Origin of the sequence: Paraburkholderia sp. J12, assembly GCF_905220215.1 — a bacterium.
GTDB lineage: Bacteria > Pseudomonadota > Gammaproteobacteria > Burkholderiales > Burkholderiaceae > Paraburkholderia.
In genome coordinates this window covers 193,838-215,188 of the sequence record NZ_CAJMZC010000003.1, presented here as the reverse complement: position 1 = coordinate 215,188, position 21,351 = coordinate 193,838, and the positions used below count along the sequence as shown (strand labels likewise).

Below are 21,351 nucleotides of genomic sequence, written 5' to 3'. Positions count from 1 at the left end.
GGGTCCTGGTGCGCCCCCACGTTCCCGCCTGTTAGTCTGCCGTCCCGCGCTGCGCCGCCTCCCGCTGGCGGGCCAGCCGATAGTCGGCCGGGCGCATGCCCGTCCACTTGCGGAATGCGCGGTGAAATGCGCTCGGCTCGGCGAAGCCCACGGCCGCCGCCACGTCCGCCACCGTGCGCGCCGGGTCCGCCAGCGCCGCGATCGCGAGGTCGCGGCGCAAGGCGTCCTTGATCGACTGGCAACTGTGGCCTTCCTGCTTGAGCCGCCGCCGCAACGTGGCGGGCGCGACGTTCAGGCGGCGCGCGAGGGCGTCGGCGTCGGGCCATGCGGCGGCCGGCAGTGCGCGCAGCGCGCGCCGCACGCGTGCCGCGAACGAGCCGGGATTGCGATACTTCACGACGAAGCTGCCCGGCGCGTTGCGCAGGAACGTGCGCGCCGAGGCCGGTGTCTGGATCACCGGAAGGTCGAGAAAGCCGGGCGCCAGATCCACGTACGACGCCGCCTGGCCGAAGGCCATGTCGTCGCAGAACATCAGCCGGTATTCCTCCACGGCGGCGGGCGCCGGGCAGCGAAAGCGCGCCGCGAGAAGCGGAATGCGCCGCCCCACCAGCCAGCACACGAGCCCGTACACGAGGATGAACCAGGTCGCGTAAGCGAACATCGTCGGCACCGGCGTGCCCGCGCGGTGGATGAAAACGATGCGTGCGCGCGCCGCGTCGATCTCCACGTGACCGGCCAGGTCGTCCAGCACGAGGCGCATGAAGCCGGCCGCGCGCTGCAACGCGTGGCGTCCCGTGCGCGCGGTGAGCGCCGTGTGGGTCATCGCGACGAAGCTGCCGCTCTTCATGGCGTGCGGGTCCTGGCCGAAGAATTCGTCGTCGAGCGCGCGGGCGATGCCGGACCACAGCGCGCCGTATTGCGCCGCACTCACGCGGGCGCGCGGCGAGGCCAGTGCGGTCTGCGCGATGCCCGCCGCTTCGACGACCGGCGCGGTGTCGAGCCCGCGCGAGCGCGCCAGCGCGAGCGTCTCGGTCACGAGGCTCATCGCGATAGTGCCTTTTTCGCTCAGCTTGATTGGCTTGTCGTGTTGCAAAGAAGGCGCTCCAGAAGGCGTTATCAGAGTCGATATGGTAAATCCGATCAGAAAATTTGATCGCGGCGGACATAGAAGGGTGGCGCGCGGATCCCTACACTTTTCACAAGCCTTGCGGCCGGAGCCGCGGGGCGCGACAGTGGAAGGCACGCGCGTCACGGTTTTTCGTGTCGCGGCGCAGCACGGCGGCCCGTGTTGCCGCGATGGGCAGGGAACCGGAGCCGGCCTCGACGCGCCCACTCTGGACGAGAGACAGGAAGGGGACACAGATGGACGAGTTTTACACCGAGGATCAACGCATGATCCGCGACGCCGCGCGCGACTTCGCCACCGAGCGTCTCGCGCCGAACGCGGCGCAATGGGACCGCGACAGCAAACTGCCCGCCGAAGTCGTGACGCAGCTGGGCGAGCTGGGCTTTCTCGGCATGATCGTGCCGCAGGAGCTGGGCGGCTCCTATACCGACTACGTCGCCTACGCGCTCGCGATGGAGGAAATCGCCGCGGGCTGCGCATCGTGCGCGACGCTCGTGAGTGTTCACAACTCGGTCGGGTGCGGCCCGATCCTGCAATACGGCAACGAGGCGCAGAAGGACCGCTATCTGCGCAAGCTCGCCGCCGGCGAGCTGATCGGCGCATTCTGCCTGACCGAGCCCCAGGCGGGTTCCGAGGCGAACAACCTGCGCACGCGCGCCGAATTGCGCGACGGCCAGTGGGTGCTCAACGGCAACAAGCAGTTCGTGACCAACGGCTCGCGCGCGAACGTGGCGATCGTGTTTGCCGTCACCGATCCCGATGTGGGCAAGCGCGGCATTTCCGCGTTCATCGTGCCCACCGACACCCCGGGGTTCAACGTCGGTCCGCCCGAGAAGAAGATGGGCATCCGCGCCTCCGACACCTGCCCGATCGCGCTCGAAAACTGCGCGATTCCCGAGGCGAACCTGCTCGGCCAGCGCGGCGAGGGCCTGCGGATCGCGCTCTCGAATCTGGAGGGCGGCCGCATCGGCATTGCGGCGCAGGCGCTCGGCATCGCGCGCGCGGCGTTCGATGCGGCGCGGACTTATGCGCACGAGCGCGTGCAGTTCGGCGAGCCGCTCATCCGTCACCAGAGCGTGGCCAACATGCTGGCCGACATGCAGACGCGCATCAACGCGGCGCGCCATCTCGTGCATCATGCGGCGAAGCTGCGCACGCTCGGCAAGCCCTGTCTTTCGGAGGCTTCGCAGGCCAAGCTTTACGCATCCGAAATGGCCGAGGAAGTCTGTTCGCACGCGATCCAGATTCATGGCGGGTATGGCTTCCTCAACGACTATCCGGTGGAGCGGCACTATCGCGATGCGCGCATCACGCAGATTTACGAAGGCACGAGCGAAGTGCAGCGGATGGTGATTGCCCGGCAGCTTTGAGTGGTTAGTAGGGCGAAGTAAAAGTGATGCGTTGAAATAGCGCACAAAAGTGCCCCCTCGGTTTGCATGCGTGCTGCCCAGCCTGACGGCTGCGCAGCATGGGGCCAGAGTAAGCGCTATGGGGCTAGAGTAAGCGCTAAAGCGCTAACTCTGGCCGACACGCTAACTCTGGCCAACACGCCAACCCTGGCCGACAGGAGACGACAACGATGACCGTGTATTCCCCTTGCGCACAGGCCTTCCTCGCGGCCCGCGACCTGCTGCTGCGCCATCGCACCGACTACGCGCGTGCTTACGCCGAATTCGCGTGGCCGAAGCTCGACACGTTCAACTGGGCGCTCGACTACTTCGACGTCATGGCGCGCGGCAACGACAACCCGGCCCTGTGGATCGTGGACGACCCGGCGGGCGGCGGCCTGCGTCTCTCCTTCGCGCAGATGTCCGAGCGTTCGTCGCGCATGGCGAACTTCCTGCGCGAACAGGGCGTGGCGCGCGGCGACCGTTTGCTGCTGATGCTGCCCAATCGCGCCGAACTCTGGGACGTGATGCTCGCGGCCATGAAGCTCGGCGCGATCGTGCTGCCGGCCACCACGCAGCTTTCCCCCGACGACGTGCGCGAGCGCGTGGAGACGGGCGGCGCGCGCTACGTCGTGGTGGACGGCGCGGAACTGGCCAAGTTCGACGCGCTCGACGCGAGCGTGAAGCGTATCGCCGTGGGCGCGCAGCGCGACGGCTGGATCGATCTCGCCCGCGCCTACGAGGCGAGTGCCGCGTTCGAGCCGGATGCGCCCACGCGCGCGAGCGACCCGCTGCTGCTCTACTTCACATCGGGCACGACCTCGAAGCCGAAACTCGTCGAGCATACGCACGAGAGCTACCCGGTCGGCCATCTTTCGACGATGTACTGGATCGGCCTGCAACCTGGCGACGTGCACTGGAACATCAGCTCGCCGGGCTGGGCCAAGCACGCGTGGAGCTGTTTCTTCGCGCCGTGGAATGCGCAGGCGTGCGTGTTCGTGTACAACTACGCGCGCTTCGTGCCGAAGGACACGCTGAACGCGCTCGTGCAGTGCGGCGTGACCACGCTCTGCGCGCCGCCCACGGTGTGGCGCATGCTCGTGCAGGAGCCGCTCGCCTCGTATCCGGTGAAGCTGCGCGAGATCGTCGGCGCGGGCGAGCCGCTCAATCCGGAGATCATCGAGCGCGTGCGCCATGCGTGGGATATCACGATCCGCGATGGCTACGGCCAGACCGAAACCACCTGCCAGATGGGCAACCCGCCGGGCCAGCCCGTGGTGGCCGGCTCGATGGGGCGGCCGCTGCCGGGCTATCGCGTGGAACTCGTGGATGCCGACGACCAGCCCGCAGCCGAAGGCGAAATCGCGCTGTCGCTTGCGCACCGTCCGCTCGGCCTGATGACGGGTTACGCCAACAACGCAAAGGCCACCGAATACGCGATGCGCAACGGTTACTATCACACGTCCGATGTCGCCATGCGCCGCGACGATGGCTATTACGTGTACGTGGGCCGCGCGGACGACGTGTTCAAGTCGTCCGACTACCGGTTGAGCCCGTTCGAACTGGAGAGCGTGCTGATCGAACACGAGGCGATTGCCGAGGCCGCCGTGGTGCCGAGCCCGGACGCATTGCGTCTCTCGGTGCCGAAGGCGTTCGTGATCGTGCGCCAGGGTTACGAGGCCGGTCCCGAACTGGCGCGCGAAGTGTTCCGCTTTTCGCGCGACAAGCTCGCGTCCTACAAGCGCATCCGGCGCCTGCAGTTCAGCGAGTTGCCGAAGACCATTTCCGGCAAGATTCGCCGCGTCGAGCTGCGCCGCCGCGAAATGGAACGCACCGCCGACATGGCGCGCATGCCCGACGAGTACTGGGAAGAGGACTTCCCCGAGCTTCGATAAAAATTGACATGGAGAACGAAATAATGAATGCAACGCCGGCTGCCGTCGAGACGTCACGGGAAGCCGATGCCGAAGTGCTATTTCGCGTGGTCAACCGCGTCGCGATCGTCACGCTGAACCGGCCCGCGGCGCTCAATGCCCTCTCGCACGGCATGGTGCGCACGCTCGCCGCGCTGCTCGAGCGCGTACGCACCGACGATGCGATCGTTGCACTGGTACTCAACGGAGCCGGCCCGAAGGGCTTCTGCGCGGGCGGCGACGTGCGCGCGATCTACCAGGCGGCGCAGCACGGCGAGATGCTGGGCGAGACGGGCTGGCGGCAGTTCTTCGTCGACGAATACGAGCTCGACTACGCGCTGCACACGTTCCCGAAGCCGCTTGTCGCGCTGCTGGACGGCGTGACGATGGGCGGCGGCATGGGACTCGGCCAGGCGGCCACGCTGCGGGTGGCCACCTCGCGCACGAAGATCGCCATGCCGGAGACGCGCATCGGCCTGCTGCCCGACGTGGGCGCTACGCATTTTCTTTCGGTGATGCCGGTGGAAACGGAGCTTTATGTCGGTCTGACCGGCGTGACGCTAACGGGCGCCGATGCGTTGCATTGCGGGCTCGCGGATCTCTGCGTGCCGGGCGAATGGCTCGACGGTTTCGAGGCGCGGCTCGCGCAGGCATCGATGGAAGGCGACGTGCGCGCCGCGCTGCGCCGTGTCTTCGATGCGCCGGGGCATGACGCACAGGCCGGCGCGCTGGCGCAGAACGCACCGCTGATCGCCCGCTACTTCGAAAGCGACCAAACCGTGCAGCAGATCGTCCACGCGCTGCAAACAGATCTGGCCGGCGAAACGGACGCCCCCGAGGCGGAGCAGGCCTGGCGCCGCGCGACGCTCGATGCGCTTACGCACTATTCGCCCACCATGCTCGAAGTCACGCGCGAGGCGCTGCTGCGCGGCCGGCAAATGACGCTCGCCGAGTGCTTTCGTATGGAGCTCGGCATCGTCACGCGGGCGATCGGGGAGGGCGACTTCTGCGAGGGCGTGCGCGCGCATCTCGTCGACAAGGACCGCACGCCGCACTGGGTGCCGGCCACGCTGGCCGAACTGCGACCCGCGCGCGTGCAGCACTTCCTCGCCTCGCCGTGGTCCGGCGACGCCCATCCGCTGGCCGGACTGGGCGCCTGATCGCGGGCGGGATGCGCGATTCGCGGCGGCTCGCGCCGCGCGGCGTTCAGGCCGGCGGCGCGCTGCTCTCGGTCACGGCCGAGGGCGTGGCCTGCACTTCGAACGGCTCGCCCGTCGCGAAGAAGGTGCCGCCCGCCACGTAGTGGCAGGTGCGCAGTTCGGGCGCGGCGTCGAAGTGCCAGCGATTGTTCGAGTACGCCCGGCTGTCCGCATAGGCGGCCACCACTTCGGCCAGAATCAGGTCGTAGCGCTGGCTCTCGTCGGGGATCACCTTGCACTCCAGCCATGCCGTGCACGCGGCGAGCATGGGTACGTCAATCTTCCGGGCGCGAAAGGTTTCCAGCTTGAACGCCGCAAACTTGTCGAGCTCGACGCCGTTGCTCGTGCCCACTGCGAGCGTCTGCTGCGCGAACGCCACGCCCGGCAACTGAAGGCCGAACACGCCGCTTTCCTCCACGAGCTTGCGTGTGAGCGTATGGCTGTCGATCACCACCACGACCTTCGGCGGATCGAAATCGAGCGGCATGGCCCACGAGGCGGACATCACGTTCGCGCGGTCTCCGTGCTGGCTCGTGATGATCGTGACGGGGCCGTGATTGAGCAGGCGCGTGCAGCGTGCGAGATCGACATCGGCGCGGAAATTTTCGGTGGTCATGCGAGGGTCCTCGTGATCGGGCTGCGCGCTGGAAGCACTGGAAACATGGCGCGCGGCGTGTAGGCGCCATGATACGGCGTGCGCAGCGGGCCTGCCGCCCGCCGCCTGCTAATCCAGGGTTTCGCGCGTAGCGGGAGCCGCCGTGTTGTCCGCACGGGCCGAGGATGCTTCACTGCGCGGCTTCGCCGGACTTTGCGTGCGCGCCATGAGCCGTAGCGTCGCCACCGATCCGGCCACGGCAAGCAGCATCGGAATGGCGAGGTCGTAGTTGACGTGCGTGAATTCGAGCATCAGCACGACGGCCGTGACAGGCATTTGCATCGATGCCGCAAGAAACGCTGCCGCGCCGACGATCGCAAACGCGCCGGGCGCAAGGCCGGCCCAGACATGGTTCGCGAGCCCGGCGATCACGATCGCGAAGAGCGCGCCGATTGCGATTCCCGGCGTGAGCAGGCCGCCTTTGGCGCCCGCGCGCAGGCTCGTGGTGGTGATGAGCAGCTTGAGCACGAGCAGTGCGGCGGCCAGGCCGATGCCGAGGTCGTCGTTGAAGCTCAGGCCCGCCGGACCCTTGCCGTTGCCGAGCAGTTGCGGAAACACGATCGCCAGCAGGCCGATGCCCGCGAAGTTCGCGACCGAGTAGAGCGGCAGACGCCAGTCCCTCGGCGAGGCGTCGCGCGCGCGGCTCGTCATGCGGGCGAAGCCGTGCGCCGCGGCGCCGAAGAGCGGCCCGCACAGCACCGAGAAAACGACGAGTTGTGCGTTGATCGTATAGAACGGCACGCGGTATTGCTGTTCGTCGCCGAGCCCGATCCACGCGACTACGGCCGCGATGGCCGAGGTGGTGAGCGCCGGGATCGCCACCGACCAGCCGAAGGTGCCGAGCAGCACTTCCAGCACGAACACCGCGCCACCCAGCGGCACGTTATACACGGCGGCAAGGCCAGCACCGGCGCCGCACGCGACCATCACGCGGCGCTCGGCCGCCGTGAGCCCCGTGGACTTCGAAATCCAGGTGGCGAAGGCCGCGCCGATCTCGCGCGGCGCGACTTCGCGCCCGAGCGGCGAACCGAGCGCCACGGTGACGATTTGCAGAAGCGCATGCACGGTCGTGGCGAAGAGCGGCATGCGCGCGCCGCCGGGCTTGATCGCGGCATTGATGCTCACGAGCGGCCGCCCGTAGCGATAGAGCGCCCACCAGCCGAAGCCGCCCACGAGGCCGCACACCACGAGCACGGCCACGCGCCGCGCGGGCGTGGTGCCGGTGACGCCCTGCAGGAAGCTCTCGCTGCTGATGATGTGCGCCTGGCTGTAGCCATAGGCGACGTGCTGGATTTCGTGCAGCAGCATCGCGAGCAGCATGCCGCCGAGTCCCGCGCCGATGCCCGTGAGCACGGTGACCACGGCGAGCGTGGCAAGCGGGCTGCGCGGAGGCGGTCGGTCGGCTTCGGGGCGGGGCTGGGACATGGCGATGAATCCGGTGGGCAGGGCGCGTTTCATTGTAGCGAGCGCGTGTGGGCCGTGCGCTCGTGGCGATGCACGCGTCCGAAAACGCACACGCCCGCCGGGCGTCGTGCCGGGCGGGCGTGTGGGGCAGCGGTCGGGCCTTTTATACGACCATAAGCGCGACCATAAGCGCGACCACCAGCGCGGCCATCAGCGGCCGATGCGGGGAAGATGCCCCGCGCGGCGCATCACAGATAGCTGCAAACGTAGTCGAGCGTCTCGATCACGTCGATATCGAAGCGGCTCTTGCCCGGCACCGGGAACGTCTCGCCCGCGCCGTAGGTCTGCCATTCGTTGCTGCCTTCCAGGCGGATGCGGCATTTGCCGGCCTGCACTTCCATGAGTTCGGGGGCATCGGTGCCGAAGTTGAGCGTGCCCGGCAGGATCACGCCGAGCGTCTTGCGGCTGCCGTCGGCGAACAGCACGGTGTGCGAGACGCACTTGCCGTCGAAATACACGTTGGCGCGTTTGACAACGGAAACCTGGTCGAATTGCGTTGCGGCCGTCATGGCGGTCTTCCTCTGAGTCATCGTGATTGGAGCGTCTGGCGCCGGTGGCGTGCCGCGCGCGGAGCGCCCGGGCGCGCCCCTGGCGCGAGGCCGCCATGATACCGGCGTTGGGCCCGGCCAAGTGCACCACGGCGGGGCATGGGCAGGATATGAGCGGAATACGGGCGGAATACGGGCCACCCAGGCCCCGCAAAACGCACGAGGGGCGCACGCGGCGCCCCTCTCGTCATGCGGCCGGCCGCCGGGCCGGCGCGATCACTCCGGCTTGATCGCCACCGAAGCTTCGCTCGTGAGCAGCATGAACGTGAAGCTCTCCTGCAGATACAGGCGCACGCTCTTGTCGTCGTGGCTCAGATAGCCGATCGACAGGTCCTGCCCGAGGTGGAACGCGAAGTCGCCGCCGCGCGTGCTGAGGATGCTGCCGCCCACGATCGCCGGCGCCCAGATGATCTCGCCGTTCACGAGGCGGCGCAGGTGTTCGAGGACCGGGTAGCCCTGGTCGCTCGCTTCGCTCACGGCCGTATAGGCGTCCGAGCCGAGCAGCACCGTGTACGGGCCATCCACGCCTTGCAGGCGCAACTGCTCCAGCCCCTTGGCGATCACGGCGGGGTAGTCGGCGATGTCGGCCGGCAGCGGCAGCACGGGGTTCGAGCTGCCCTGGCGGATGCCGGTGATCTGCGCGGCCGTGTAGCCGTCGAAGATCGCGCGGTCTTCCGCGAAGGCGAGGCGCGTGGCCGCGTCCTTGGCCGGCTGCCAGTCGGAGTCTTCGGCGCCGCGCTCGACGTCGTCGATGGCTTCGCGCGAGAGTTCGAACGGCACGCGCAGTTCGACGAGCGCCTTCACTTCGCGCTGGCGCGCGCGGATGCCGTCGAGCGGCGCCTCGATGCCGTTCTGGTGGCCGGTGCCCACACCGGCCAGATCGGCGCCGCCGGGGCCGTCCACGTCGATCACGCGACGGCCTGCGAGCGAGCGCTTGAAGGTGCGCGCGACTTCTTCTTCGATTTGCGACCAGGCCGCCGTGGAGATGGGCGCCAGTTCGCGATGGAGGTTATTCATACCGGGGGGCTCCTTTGAGAGATCCAATGGCGAGCGAGCCGTCGCCGGATACTGCTGCGGCGACGGTTTCGGATTCGTTTGCGGCGCTGCTGCCAGCGCTGCTCACTGTCTGTGCGGTGCTGGGGTCGCGCCCGGCCAGCGCTTCGAGCAGCGGCTCGGACGGCACGAAGAAGAGCGTGCCGGTCACGGCGCGGCTGAAGTCCAGCAGGCGGTCGTAGTTGCCGGGCGGATTGCCGACGAACATGTTCTCGAGCATCTGCTCGATGGGCTGCGGCGAGCGGGCATAGCCGATGAAGAAGGTGCCGAATTCGCCCTGGCCGGGGCGGCCGAACGGCATGTTGTCGCGCAGGATCTTGATCTCGTCGCCGTCGGCGTCTTCGAGCGTGGTGAGCGAGCTGTGCGACCAGCTGGGCTTCACGCCTTCTTCGAGTTCGATGTCGGCCAGCTTGGTGCGCCCGATGATGTGCTCCTGGGCCTCCACCGGCAGCGCGTTCCAGCCTTTCATGTCGTGCAGGTATTTCTGCACGAGCACGTAGCTGCCGCCCGCGAAGTCCGGGTCGGCTTCGCCGATCACCGTGAAGTGCACGGCTTCGTTGCCCACCGGATTTTCCGTGCCGTCGACGAAACCGATCATGGCGCGCATGTCGAAGTTGCGGAAGCCGTGCACTTCGTCCACGGTCGTGACCGCGCCGTCGAGGCGCTTCATCAGCTGCGAGGCCAGCTCGAAGCACAGGTCGGTCTGGTCCGCGCGGATATGCAGGAGGATGTCGCCGGGCGTCGCCACCGCGACGCGCTCGCCGGTGCCGAACTCGCGGAACGGGTGCAGCTCGGCCGGGCGCGGTTCGCCGAAGAGCTTGTCCCAGGCGTCGGAGGCGAAGCCCACCACGCAGCTGAGGTTGCCCGTCGGCACGCGCTTGCCGACGGCGCGCGTGAGGTTGGCGACGTCGGCGCACCAGGCGCGTACGGTGGCGCGGGCCGCGGCGTCGTCGTTGACCGTCACCACGATGAAGAACGCGCTCTTCGTGACGGAGGTGGAGACGGCCTGGGATTCGGGCGGGGCGGAAGACGGCGTCATGGTCTGAAGTTTGGCTGGACGTGTATGTGGCAAAAGCGTGGCAAAGGTGTGGCAGAGGCAAGTCAACGGCAAGGCCCGGTTCCGCCGCAATAGCATGGCGGCCTCGCGAGCGCATAGTTTAGCTAACTGGGACAATCCGCGTTTGCAGGTGGAGCGGGCATCGTGCGAGGATAACCGCATGTCAGGACCGGGACACCCGGGGGGAGACACATGATGTGGGATCACACCGAGCATGAAGGCTTCGAGGTCTGGGTGCTGCCGATTCCCGCGTTCGGGCCGCGCTCGCCGGAACCGCTGTTCCACTACAGCGGCTATATCTGCCGGCATGGCGCCGACGCCCATCTGGACGGACAGAGCATCCGTTTTCACGACATGATGCGCAACTACACGGGCGCCGATGCCGCGCTCGACGCCGCCTATGCCGATGCCCGCAGGCGCATCGACCACTTCCACGCGAGCGGCGGCTGGGCCTAGATCGCGGCGGGCGGCAATGCCCGCGGCTGGGTTCGCAACGCGATGCTGCGCTGCGGCGAACTCCGCGGCTTCAACCCTGCTCCGCGCTTAGCGGTTTGTGCTGGAAGAGGTAATCAGCGTAACTGGCCGCCCTTCGCAGCCCACCGCGCCCGGCACGCGCAGCACGCGCCACGGCGCGGGGTGGCCCGGCGCCGCGAGGTCGGGCTCGACGCCGTCTTCGTCGGGATAGCTCACGAGCACGTTGAACGGCCAGGATGCGCGGCGCAGCCGCTCGTGGATCAGCGAGCCGGTCCAGATCGGCACCGTCGCGTCGCCGCCCTCGGGCCGCAGCGCGTAGCCCGTGGGCCAGAAGCGCAGCACGTCGCGCCTGCCGTCCGGATGCTGGGGATCGGTCAGCGCCAGCGCGCGCGAGAAGATGAGCGGGGACGGCAGGCCGTTGTTCAGCTTGGGCAAAAGCGGCAGCGTCATCACGTCCACGTGCGGTGCGACCAGCGCGAGCACGTTGCGCAGCGAGAACTGCGCGCCCTCGCTCCAGCCCGCGTCGCGCAGCGCGGCGCGCAGATCGTCGGGGCTGCCGGCCCATTGCAGCGTCATCGGTTCGCGGCGCTCGCCTTTCATGTCGAAGCGGTAGCACGCGAAGTCTCGCCACAGCGTGTCGCTCCACTCCATCTGCGAAACCACCATGGGGGGCGCCTCGGCGGGCCCGACGCTCGGCGGCACTTCGCCCGGTTGCAGCAGAAACGCCCCGGCAAGCACGGCCAGCACGACGGGCGGCATGAAGTTGCGCTGCGGCGGGCGCTGTGGATAGCGCCACAACGACAGCAGCACGACGGCCGAGACCCAGATCGACGCGAGGGCCGCGCCGCCGATGGCATCGGAGAACAGGAAGCGGTCGAAGTAGAGCCCCGCGAAGGTCACGGCCACGATGATGCCGTTGCCGAGCGCGGCCACGAGCGCCGCTTCGAGCATGCTGGCGCGGCGCACCAGCAGGAACATCAGGAAGCCGTAGACGATCACCATCGACGAGACGCGGTCGCTCGGGAACACGTAGGCGTCCACGCTTTGCCGCGCGAACGGCGCGTGATGGACCGCGAGGCGGATCGCGAGGATCACGATCTGCGAGAACGCGGCCGCGATCATCCAGTAGGCGATGGTGCGCCAGCGCCGCTCGAAGAACATCCAGACCGTGACCGTGAGGATGATGGCGGCGAGCGTGAGATTGCTGCCGAGCGTGGCCACGCGCGCGAACACGGTGTCCGCCCAGACGGCGTGGATCGAGTGCATGAACTGGCGCACCGACTGGTCCACCTGGACGAGCGGGTCGCCGTGCAGCACGTTGTCGAGCACGTACGAAAAGACGGCGGCGCCCACCGGCACGAGCCCCGTGACCACGATGAGGGCGCCGAGCGCGGGCTGCTTGGGGTCGAGCGCGCGCGCGAGGCGCCGTGCCGCCGCGCCTTCGTGTTGCTCGGCCCAGCGCGCGACCCTGCGGCGCGAGGCGCTCGCCCAGGCATCGGCGTGCAGCAGCAGGATGCGCACGAAACGCCAGATGAGCCAGACCGCGAGCGCGAGGATCAGGACGATCACGACGAGGCGGAACGACACGGCGCCCGCGATCTGCAACGAGGCGCCGAACACCACGCCCGGCAGGATGTGCGCCGGCGCCCAGACGAGCGCCGAAATGAGGTTCATCGCCAGGAAGCGCATGGGCGCCATGCCCGCCATGCCGGCGACGATGGGCACGACGGCGCGCAGCGGCGCGATGAAGCGCGCGAGGATCACGCTGCGCGTGCCATGCTTGCGAAAGTAGGCCTGGGCCTTTTCGAGTATGGCCGGATAGTGCGAGAACGGCCACATCTGCGCGAGCGAGTCGCGGTAGCGGTGGCCGATCCAGAAGCTCAGGGCGTCGCCGGCCACGGCTCCGGCGATCGCGGTGAGGAACAGCCAGCCGAGGTTCAGCGCGCCCGTCCCCGCGAACGCTCCCGCGATGAACATGGCCGTGCTGCCCGGAATGAAGGTGCCGACGAGCGCGAGCGACTCCAGGAACGCGGCGACCAGGACGAATGCAAGCGTCCACCCCGCGTGCGCGGCGAGCAGGTGCATCAGGTGGGCGTAGGCGTGCTCCATCGACGTGGCGGGCTGGGTGGCGGGCAGGGGCGCGATGCCCTGAACCAGGGGCGGGCGATGCGCGTAGTGCGCAATATACCCGGGCGCCGCGCTGGATGTGCGACTGAGTGTCGGATCAACTGCGGGATCAACAGCGGGACCACCTGCGGGATCAACTGCGAGTCGCCGAAGGGATGAGCAAAGGCTCGACGCCGGTCCAGGCGCCGGATTCAGCGCACCTGCCGTGCCACGCCATCAGATCACGCCTTTGTCTTTCAGCTCCGCGAGCGCCGCTTCCGAAAGCCCGAGCACCGATTGCAGCACCTCGCGCGTGCCTTCGCCCAGCTGCGGCGGCGCGCGCCGCACGGGCATGCGCTCGCCGTCGAAGCGCCACGGCGGCGCGAGCACGGGGGTCGTGCCGCTGGCGGTGTGCGGATGCGGCTGCTCGGTCACGAGGGCCGCGTCGGTGGCGCGCTTCGAAAGCAGCGCCTCGCGCAGGCCCGCCACCTCGCCGCACGGAATGCCGGCGCGCGCGAGCCGTTCGAGCAGCAGCGCGCGCGGCCGGCTGCCCAGTTCGCGCGTGAGCTCGGGCACCAGCACCGCGCGATTCTGCGAACGCTGGATATTGGTCTTGAAGCGCGCGTCGTCCGCCAGATCGGGACGCTCGATCACCTCGCGGCAGAAGCGCTCGAACTGGCTGTTGTTGCCCACGGTGATGACGAGCGGGCCATCCGCGGCATCGAACACGCCATACGGTACGATCGACGGATGCGCGTTGCCGTAGCGCGGCGGGTCCTCGCCCATCACGAGCGCCTCGAGCCCGTAGTAGGCCGTGATCATCAGGCCGCAGTCGAACAGCGCCATTTCGATGTGGCGCCCGCGGCCGGTGCGCTCGCGCTCGTAGAGCGCCGCGAGCATGGCCTGCGCCGAGTACATGCCCGTGAACAGATCGACGGCCGCCACGCCGAACTTGAGCGGCGCCTGGTTTGCCTCGCCATTGAGCGCCATGAGGCCCGCTTCGCCCTGCACGACGAGGTCGTAGCCGGGGCGCGCGGCTTCGGGGCCGGTGCGGTCGTAGCCCGAGATCGAGCAATAGACGAGACGCGGGTTCTCGCGGCTCAGTTGCGCGTAGCCGAGGCCGAGTTTCTCCGCACCGCCGAACTTGAAGTTCTGGATCACCACGTCGCAGGTGCGCGCGAGGTCCTGCGCGATGCGCTGGCCTTCGGGCGTCTGCAGGTCGAGCGTGATCGAGCGCTTGTTGCGGTTCACGCTGTTGAAGTAGGCCGTTTCGGTCTCGCCGATGCGCAGGCCCCAGTCGCGCGTGTCGTCGCCGCGGCCCGGATGCTCGACCTTGATGACCTCGGCGCCGAGGTCGCCGAGCACCATCCCGCTCCATGGTCCCGCGAGAATGCGGGAAAGGTCGAGTACGCGCACGCCGGCGAGCGGCAGGGTCCTGGCTTCGGTTTGCATCGGGAAAGGGTCCTCGTTCGTTGGCGGGCGCGGGGCTCGCCGGGTTCCTGCATCGGCGCGTCGTGTGGGCCGCTTCGTGGCAGGCCTCGCGCCAGGCCGCGCGCCCTCAGGCTGCTGCGCGGCCTAGCGCGATGTAGCGCGCCAGATGATGATCCTCGTCGCCCAGCTGGTGATCGATCATCACGAGACGCTTCGCGTAGTGCGAGAGCGGCAGCTCCCACGTCATGCCGATGCCGCCGTGCAGCTGGATCGACTCCTCGGCCACGCGCGCGCCGATGCGTCCAATCGTGTACTTCGCCGCGGAGAGCGCGCGCTCGCGTTCGCGGCGCGGCGCGTCGATGGCCGCCGCCGCGTTGATGACCGCCGAGCGCGCCTGCTCGATTTCGAGCAGCAGGTCGGCCATGCGGTGCTGGAGCGCCTGGAAGCTGCCGATGGGCACGCCGAACTGCTTGCGCGTGCGCAGGTATTCGAGCGTGTTGTCGCGCGCCACCTCCATCGCGCCCACGCTTTCGGCGGCGAGCGCGAGCAGGCCGTAGCCCGTGGCGTGCTCGAGCGTGGCGAAGCCGCTGCCTTCGGCGCCGACAAGCGCATCGGCGCTCACCTGCACGTCGTGCAGCGCGACTTCGGCCGCACGTCCGCCGTCGATCTTCCGGTAGCCGCGCACGCTCACGCCCGCGGCGGTGCGCGGCACGAGGAAGAGCGAGATGCCCGCTTCGTCGAACTCGTCGCCGGTTTGGCCGGGTTCGGTGCGTGCCGAGACCAGCAGCAGATCGGCGTGCTCCGCGTGCTGCACGACGCCCTTCGCACCGTTGAGCACCCAGCCGTTGTCGTTCTTCGCGGCTCGCGTGGTCACGCGCGAGGCTTCGTAGTGCGAGCCCGGTTCGTCGTGCGCGAACGCGGCGATCTGCGAGCCGTCGATGAACGTGGCAATGTGCGCCTGCTGCGTCTCGTCGCCCGCATGCGTTAGCGCGCGGCCGACGATCAGCGTGTCGAGAAACGGCTCGACCACGAGCCCGCGCCCAAGCGACTCGAACACCACGGAGACGTCGAAGCCCGCGCCGCCGAAGCCGCCCTGCGCCTCGGGAAAAAGCGCGCCGATCACGCCCAGTTCGGCGAAGCGGCGCCACAGGTCCGCGCTAAAGCCCTCTGCGGAGCGCGCGATTGTATCGCGCGTGGCGAATCCGTACTGCTCGGCGATGAAGCGGTTGAGCGTATCCGCGAGCATCCGGCGGTCTTCGGTGTGCTGGAAGTTCATGACCGGACCTCTTAAAGACCGAGAATCATCTTGGCGATGATGTTCTTCTGGATTTCGTTGGAGCCGCCGAAGATCGACAGCTTGCGGTTGTTGAAATACTGCGCGGCGGCGCTCGCCGCTTCGTCGGGACCGATGGCTTCGCCCGCGTAGCCTTCTTCGAGCGCTTCTTCGACGAACGGGGCCGCATACGGTCCCATCGCGCGGCGCAGCAGCGACGAAATCTCCTGGCGGATCTCGGTGCCGCGAATCTTGAGCATCGAGCTTTCCGCGCCCGGCACGCCGCCGCCCGCCACCGCTGCGATCACGCGCAGGTTCGTGGTCTTCATGTTTTCCAGATCGATCTCGACTCTTGCGAGGCGTGCGGCGAACTGCGGATCGTCGGCGAGCGGCTTGCCGTTGCGCATGACTTTCTGCGCGGCGCGTTTCAGGCGCGCAATCGCCGCCACTGAAAAGCCCACGCCCGCAATGTTGGTGCGCTCGTAGGTGAGCAGATACTTCGCGTAGGTCCAGCCCCTGTTTTCCTCGCCCACGAGGTTCGCCGCCGGCACGCGCACGTCGGTGAAGAACACTTCGTTCACCTCATGTTCGCCGTCGAGCGTGACGATGGGGTGTACCTCGATGCCCGGCGTGTTCATGTCGATCAGCAGGAAGCTGATGCCTTCCTGCTTGCGCACGTCGGTGGCGGTGCGCACGAGGCAGAAGATCATGTTCGCGTAGTGGCCGAGCGTGGTCCACGTCTTCTGGCCGTTCACGATGTAATGGTCGCCGTCGCGCACCGCGGTGGTCCGCACCGAGGCGAGGTCGGAGCCGGCGCCCGGCTCCGAATAGCCCTGGCACCACCAGTCGGCGCCGTTCAGGATGCGCGGCAGCCAGTAGCGTTTTTGCGCTTCGCTGCCGTACTTGATGAGCACGGGCCCGAGCATGTTCACGCCGAACGGCACGATGCGCGGCGCGCCTGCAATCGCGCATTCGTTCTCGAAGATGAACTTCTGCACCGCGCTCCAGCCCGGGCCGCCGTACTCCTTCGGCCAATGGTTCGCGAGCCAGCCCTTTTCGTCGAGGATCGCGTGCCACGCGGTCATGTCGTCGCGCGTGAGGTGCTTGCCGTTTTGCACCTTCTCGGCGATGCGCTGCGGCAGGCGCTCGCGCAGAAAGTCCAGCACTTCGGTGCGGAAGGCTTCTTCTTCCGCCGTGAATTTCAGGTCCATGCTTGTTTCACTCCATCAGGCGCGTGAGCTCAGGTAGGCACGATCACGTAGCCGCGATCAGGCCGACTCGTTCAGGCTGGCAAAGGTGGCGCCGCGCTCCACCAGTTCCACGAGAAGCGGCGAGGGGCGCCAGAACAGCGGGTCTTCCTTCGCGAACTCGCGGATATCGGCGAGCACGTTTGCGAGGCCCACCATGTCCGCATATTTCATCGGGCCGCCGCGGTAGCGCGGGAAACCGTAGCCGTAGAGGAAGGTCACGTCCACGTCCAGCGGGCGCAGCGCGATCTTTTCGTGCACGACGTTCGCGCCTTCGTTGATCATCGCGGCCATGTAGCGGCGGATGATTTCCTCGTCGGTGAAGCTGCGCGGCGTGATGCCGGCGCGCTCGCGCTCGGCGGCGATGATTGCTTCCACTTCCGGGTCCGGCGTGCCGGTGCGCGCGCCTTCGGGGTAGAGATAGAAGCCTCGGCCCGTCTTCTGGCCGAACCAGCCGCGCTCGCAGAGGCGGTCGGCAATCTGCACGTAGCGCGCTTTCGGATCGCGCGTGGCGGCGCGGCGCTTGCGCGTGGCCCAGCCGATGTCGCCGCCCGCGAGATCGACCACCTGGTACGGGCCCATCGGATAGCCGAACTCGCGCACGGCCTTGTCGATCTGGTAGGGCGAGGCGCCGTCTTCCATCATGTGGTCGGCGGCCGTGCGGTACACGGCAAGAATGCGGTTGCCGATGAAGCCGTCGCACACGCCCGCTCGCACCGGCACCTTGCGCAGCTTCTTCGCGAGCTCGAACGCGGTGGCCACGACATCGGCCGAAACCTGCTTCGGCACCACCACTTCCAGCAGCTTCATGATGTTGGCGGGCGAGAAGAAGTGCAGGCCCACCACGTCCTGGGGACGCGAGATGCTGGCGGCAATGGCGTCGATGTCGAGATACGACGTGTTGGTGGCGAGCACGGCGCCCGGCTTGCAGACGCGGTCGAGCTCGGCAAACACGGCCTTTTTCACGTCGAGGTCTTCGAACACGGCCTCGATCACGAGATCGGTCCTGGCGAGCGCATCGTAAGCGGTGCTGCCGGAGAAGCGCGCGAGGACTTGCGCCTTCGCTTCGGGCGTCATGCGGCCCTTCGCGATAAGACCGTCGTACACCTTCTCGACGTGCGCGCGGCCGCGCGCGAGCGAGGGCTCGTCGCGCTCGATCATCGTGACGGGCAGGCCCGCGTCGAGCACCGCCACCGCAATGCCGGCGCCCATCGTGCCGCCGCCCACCACGCCCACGCTTTCGATGGGGCGCGGCGTCGCGTTCTTCGTTTCCGGCGCCTTCTGCACTTCGCGCTCGGCGAAGAACGCGTGCACGAGTCCCGCACGCTGCGGGCTTTCGAGGCAGGCGAGGAATTGCTTGCGCTCGAAGCGCAGGCCTTCGTCGAACGGCTCGTTCAGCGCGGCCTGCACGCAATCGACGATCTTCAGCGGCGAGAACAGGCCGCGCGACTTCTTCGCGGTGTCGGCGCGCGCGGCGTCGATGGCCGCTTGCGCGGCTTCGCGATTTGCGAGGCCCTGCGCGTCGCGCGTGCGGCGCACCGGCGCGTGCGCGGCGAGCAATTCCTGCGCGTAGGCGAGGCCTTCGGCGAGCACGTCATCGCTCGTACCCACGCGGTCCACGAGGCCCAGCTTCAGCGCTTCCTGCGTGCTTGCATGGCGGCCGCTCAGCATCAGCGAGAGTGCGGCTTCGGCGCCGATCAGGCGCGGCGTGCGTTGCGTGCCGCCGGCGCCGGGCAAGAGGCCCAACTGCACTTCGGGCAGACCGAGCTTCGCGCCGGCCACGGCAAGGCGGTAGTGCGCGGCGAGCGCCACTTCCAGGCCGCCACCCAGCGCCGCGCCGTGGATCGCCGCGATCACGGGCTTGCGGCAGGCTTCGATGCGGTTGCAGACGTCGGGCAGCGCGGGCGGCTGCGGCGGCTTGCCGAACTCGCGGATATCCGCGCCCGCAATGAAGTTGCGCCCCGCGCCGACGATCAGCACCGCCTGCACGGCGTCGTTCGATTCGGCGTAATCGATGGCGGCGGCGAGACCGCGGCGCACGTCGACACCGAGCGCATTGACGGGCGGATTGTCGATCGTGACCAGCAGCACCTTGCCGCGCAGTTCGTGGGAGACGGGATTGGAAGCGGTGGAAGCAGCAGAAGAAGCGGTGTCGGATGCCATTGCCTTGTCTCCAGAGAGGAATTCGGGCGGCGCATGCACGGAGCGCCGATTATCGGATGTTCGTTCGATTGTGGGCTCGCCAAGCTTTATTGACAATCGCATAGCTTGTTGACAGACTGTCAAAATATCTTTGACAGTGGGCCGATTGTGGATGTCAATGCGCTGACCTTGCTGGTGGAGATCCTCGACGCGGGCAACCTGAGCGAGGCCGCCCGGCGCCTGAAGATGAGCCGGGCGAATGTCAGCTACCACCTCAACCACCTCGAAAAGTCGATCGGGCTGCAGCTCGTGCGGCGCACCACGCGACGCGTGGAGCCCACCGAGATCGGCCTCAAGCTCTACGAGCACGGGCGCGCGATACAGAATGCGCTTTTTGCCGCGCGCGAGTCTGTTTCGACGCTCGGCCAGAGCCTCCAGGGCCGTGTGCGGCTATCGGTGCCGAGCGGCTATGGTCAGCTCGTGATGTCCGACTGGCTGATCGAGTTCAAGCGGCGCTACCCCGGCATCGTGCTCGACGTGATGTTCGAAAACCGCGTGGAAGACCTGCTGCGCGACGAAGTCGACATCGCGGTGCGCGTGATGTCGGAGCCTCCGCAGAATCTCGTCGCGCGCGACATGGGGCCGGTGAAATACGTGGCGTGCGCTTCGGCGCAGTGGGCGAGCGAGCATGACATGCCGCAGCGGCTGGAGGATCTCGCCACCGCGCCCGTGATTACCGCGGCCGTGGTGGGCAGGCAGTTGCGCCTCGCCGGTTATCTGGGCGCGGAACGTCACGAGGTGCTGCTGGAGCCGTCGATTATTTCGGAGAACTTTCTGTTCTTGCGCCAGTCGATCCTGGCCGGGCTCGGTGTGGGCATCGTGCCCGACTACGTGGTGCACGACGACCTGCGCCGCGGCGAGGTCGTCACGTCGCTCGACGCGTGGCGGCTCAGCATCTTCGGCACGCACATGTACATGCTCTACATGCCGAACCGCCATCACACGCGGGCGGCGTCCACCTTCATCGAATTCGTGCTGGACGAGGCGCGCAAGACCGGGCGCGGTGCGGCAGCGGCCTGAAGTGCAGTGCAGCCGAGCGCTCAGGTACTCGGTGCATTATCGTTGTGTGTGCCTGCCGGGTCGTCGTCGGGCGCCTCGCAGGCACCCGTCATGGGCGGCCTGCCGCGCGTGGCGGGCGTGAGCGGCACGCGCTGCTGGATGCCCGCTTTCGCGAGCATGTGTGCGCTGATCGGTGCGGTGAGGAAGAGGAACGCGGGAATCAACAGCTCGTGCAAGCTGGCGAAGTTGTTGTGCGTGCTGAAATAGACCACCGACGCGAGCACCACGCCGCCCACGCCTAGCGTCGTCGATTTGGTCGGCCCGTGCAGGCGCATGAAGAAGTCGGGCAGGCGCGCCAGCCCAATTGCGCCGACCAGCATGAAGAGGCTGCCGAGCAGCAGCAGCACGCTCACGATGGCTTCGATGACGGTTTGCATGAGGCCCCTCCCGTCAGTTGAGTTCGATGATGTCGCCGCGCTGCAGGTACTTCGTCAGCGCAACGGTGCCGATAAAGCCCATGACGGCAATCAGCAGCGCGGTTTCGAAGAACAGCGTCGAGCGCAGGCTGATGCCGTACACGACGATCAGCGCGATGGCGTTGATGTTGAGCGTGTCGAGTGCGACGATGCGGTCGGGCAGCGACGGCCCGCGCACGAGACGCACGAGCGTGAGCAGAAAGGCAAGGCCCAGTATCGCGAACGAGACCGGAATGGCGATGGCTAGCATGCGAAGATCTCCATCAGCGGGGCTTCGTAACGGGTCTTGATCTGCGCGACGAGCGCGGCTTCGTCGTCGAGATCGAGCACGTGCACGATGAGGCGCGTGCGGTCGTCGGAGAGTTCGGCGCAGAGCGTGCCCGGCGAGAGCGACACGATGCTGATGAGCGCGGTGAGCGCGATTTCATGCGTGCTGTCGAGCGGCACCTCGATGAACGCGGGGCGCAGCTTGTCCGTGCGGCCGAGCACGAGCAGGGCCACTTCCACGTTCGCAACCACGATATCGACGAGCACGTGCAGCGCGAGGCGCACGAGCAGCCACGGGCGGCCGAAGTGGACGGGCCGCATCCACAGGCCCGCGCCGATCATGAACGAGATCACGCAGCCGAGCACCGCGCCGAGCAGGATGTTGCCGGGCGAAACGTCGTTCATCAGCAGCAGCCAGCAGACCAGCAGAATGATGCTGAGCCAGGGATGGGGGAAGAGCCGTTTCAGCATGG

19 protein-coding genes are annotated in these 21,351 nt (G+C 67.8%); 5 read left to right on the top strand and 14 right to left on the bottom strand.

Features of this window, described 5'->3' with window-relative positions:
• Positions 1–31: 31 nt before the first annotated feature.
• Positions 32–1,045, bottom strand: coding sequence for an AraC family transcriptional regulator (locus tag U5760_RS09695; protein WP_322011727.1), 1,014 nt, complete (start codon positions 1,043–1,045; stop codon positions 32–34).
• A 317-nt stretch (positions 1,046–1,362) separates the two neighbouring features.
• Between U5760_RS09695 and U5760_RS09690 the strand changes: the two genes are divergently transcribed.
• From U5760_RS09690 to U5760_RS09680, 3 genes are all read left to right on the top strand, one after another.
• Entirely contained in the window at positions 1,363–2,496 is a 1,134-nt protein-coding gene (locus U5760_RS09690; RefSeq protein ID WP_322011340.1) for an acyl-CoA dehydrogenase, read from the top strand.
• 209 nt (positions 2,497–2,705) lie between these two features.
• The gene (locus U5760_RS09685) at positions 2,706–4,409 is read left to right on the top strand and encodes an AMP-binding protein (protein WP_322011339.1); all 1,704 of its coding nucleotides are present in this window, start codon (positions 2,706–2,708) and stop codon (positions 4,407–4,409) included.
• A gap of 23 nt (positions 4,410–4,432) precedes the next feature.
• Positions 4,433–5,587, top strand: a complete 1,155-nt coding sequence (locus tag U5760_RS09680; RefSeq protein WP_322011337.1) for an enoyl-CoA hydratase/isomerase family protein — start codon at positions 4,433–4,435, stop codon at positions 5,585–5,587.
• A 46-nt stretch (positions 5,588–5,633) separates the two neighbouring features.
• Here the strand turns inward: U5760_RS09680 and U5760_RS09675 are convergent, their stop codons facing one another.
• The 5 genes from U5760_RS09675 to U5760_RS09655 form a co-directional block, all read right to left on the bottom strand.
• Complete coding sequence (locus U5760_RS09675) at positions 5,634–6,242, bottom strand: flavin reductase family protein (protein WP_322011336.1); 609 nt, start codon at positions 6,240–6,242, stop codon at positions 5,634–5,636.
• 108 nt (positions 6,243–6,350) lie between these two features.
• Entirely contained in the window at positions 6,351–7,706 is a 1,356-nt protein-coding gene (locus U5760_RS09670; RefSeq protein WP_322011334.1) for a chloride channel protein, read from the bottom strand.
• Positions 7,707–7,933: 227 nt separating this feature from the next.
• On the bottom strand, positions 7,934–8,254 hold the full coding sequence (locus U5760_RS09665; RefSeq protein ID WP_322011332.1) for a pyrimidine/purine nucleoside phosphorylase: 321 nt from the start codon (positions 8,252–8,254) through the stop codon (positions 7,934–7,936).
• A 255-nt stretch (positions 8,255–8,509) separates the two neighbouring features.
• The gene (locus U5760_RS09660; protein ID WP_322011330.1) at positions 8,510–9,310 is read right to left on the bottom strand and encodes a family 1 encapsulin nanocompartment shell protein; all 801 of its coding nucleotides are present in this window, start codon (positions 9,308–9,310) and stop codon (positions 8,510–8,512) included.
• Positions 9,303–10,385, bottom strand: a complete 1,083-nt coding sequence (locus U5760_RS09655) for a Dyp-type peroxidase (protein ID WP_322011328.1) — start codon at positions 10,383–10,385, stop codon at positions 9,303–9,305. Before U5760_RS09655 ends, U5760_RS09660 begins: the two co-directional genes overlap by 8 nt.
• A gap of 213 nt (positions 10,386–10,598) precedes the next feature.
• On the opposite strand from U5760_RS09655, the gene U5760_RS09650 reads away from it, so the two are divergent.
• Entirely contained in the window at positions 10,599–10,859 is a 261-nt protein-coding gene (locus U5760_RS09650; RefSeq protein WP_322011326.1) for a hypothetical protein, read from the top strand.
• Positions 10,860–10,946: 87 nt separating this feature from the next.
• Here U5760_RS09650 and U5760_RS09645 read toward each other — a convergent pair whose 3' ends face one another.
• From U5760_RS09645 to U5760_RS09625, 5 genes are all read right to left on the bottom strand, one after another.
• Entirely contained in the window at positions 10,947–12,986 is a 2,040-nt protein-coding gene (locus U5760_RS09645; protein WP_322011324.1) for a VTT domain-containing protein, read from the bottom strand.
• Positions 12,987–13,220: 234 nt separating this feature from the next.
• The gene (locus tag U5760_RS09640) at positions 13,221–14,435 is read right to left on the bottom strand and encodes a CaiB/BaiF CoA-transferase family protein (protein WP_322011323.1); all 1,215 of its coding nucleotides are present in this window, start codon (positions 14,433–14,435) and stop codon (positions 13,221–13,223) included.
• Between the two features lie 106 nt (positions 14,436–14,541).
• Positions 14,542–15,690 (bottom strand): acyl-CoA dehydrogenase, encoded by a 1,149-nt coding sequence (locus U5760_RS09635; RefSeq protein ID WP_322011322.1) that lies wholly within the window; start codon positions 15,688–15,690, stop codon positions 14,542–14,544.
• 11 nt (positions 15,691–15,701) lie between these two features.
• Complete coding sequence (locus tag U5760_RS09630; RefSeq protein WP_322011321.1) at positions 15,702–16,898, bottom strand: acyl-CoA dehydrogenase family protein; 1,197 nt, start codon at positions 16,896–16,898, stop codon at positions 15,702–15,704.
• 57 nt (positions 16,899–16,955) lie between these two features.
• Complete coding sequence (locus U5760_RS09625; RefSeq protein WP_322011320.1) at positions 16,956–19,097, bottom strand: 3-hydroxyacyl-CoA dehydrogenase NAD-binding domain-containing protein; 2,142 nt, start codon at positions 19,095–19,097, stop codon at positions 16,956–16,958.
• A 147-nt stretch (positions 19,098–19,244) separates the two neighbouring features.
• Between U5760_RS09625 and U5760_RS09620 the strand changes: the two genes are divergently transcribed.
• Positions 19,245–20,156, top strand: coding sequence for a LysR family transcriptional regulator (locus U5760_RS09620; RefSeq protein WP_322011319.1), 912 nt, complete (start codon positions 19,245–19,247; stop codon positions 20,154–20,156).
• Positions 20,157–20,176: 20 nt separating this feature from the next.
• Here the strand turns inward: U5760_RS09620 and U5760_RS09615 are convergent, their stop codons facing one another.
• The 3 genes from U5760_RS09615 to U5760_RS09605 are packed head-to-tail and all read right to left on the bottom strand — an operon-like array spanning position 20,177 to position 21,349.
• The gene (locus U5760_RS09615; RefSeq protein ID WP_322011318.1) at positions 20,177–20,572 is read right to left on the bottom strand and encodes a Na+/H+ antiporter subunit G; all 396 of its coding nucleotides are present in this window, start codon (positions 20,570–20,572) and stop codon (positions 20,177–20,179) included.
• A gap of 13 nt (positions 20,573–20,585) precedes the next feature.
• Entirely contained in the window at positions 20,586–20,861 is a 276-nt protein-coding gene (locus U5760_RS09610) for a K+/H+ antiporter subunit F (RefSeq protein WP_322011317.1), read from the bottom strand.
• Complete coding sequence (locus U5760_RS09605) at positions 20,855–21,349, bottom strand: Na+/H+ antiporter subunit E (protein ID WP_322011316.1); 495 nt, start codon at positions 21,347–21,349, stop codon at positions 20,855–20,857. Before U5760_RS09605 ends, U5760_RS09610 begins: the two co-directional genes overlap by 7 nt.
• Positions 21,350–21,351: the final 2 nt, after the last annotated feature.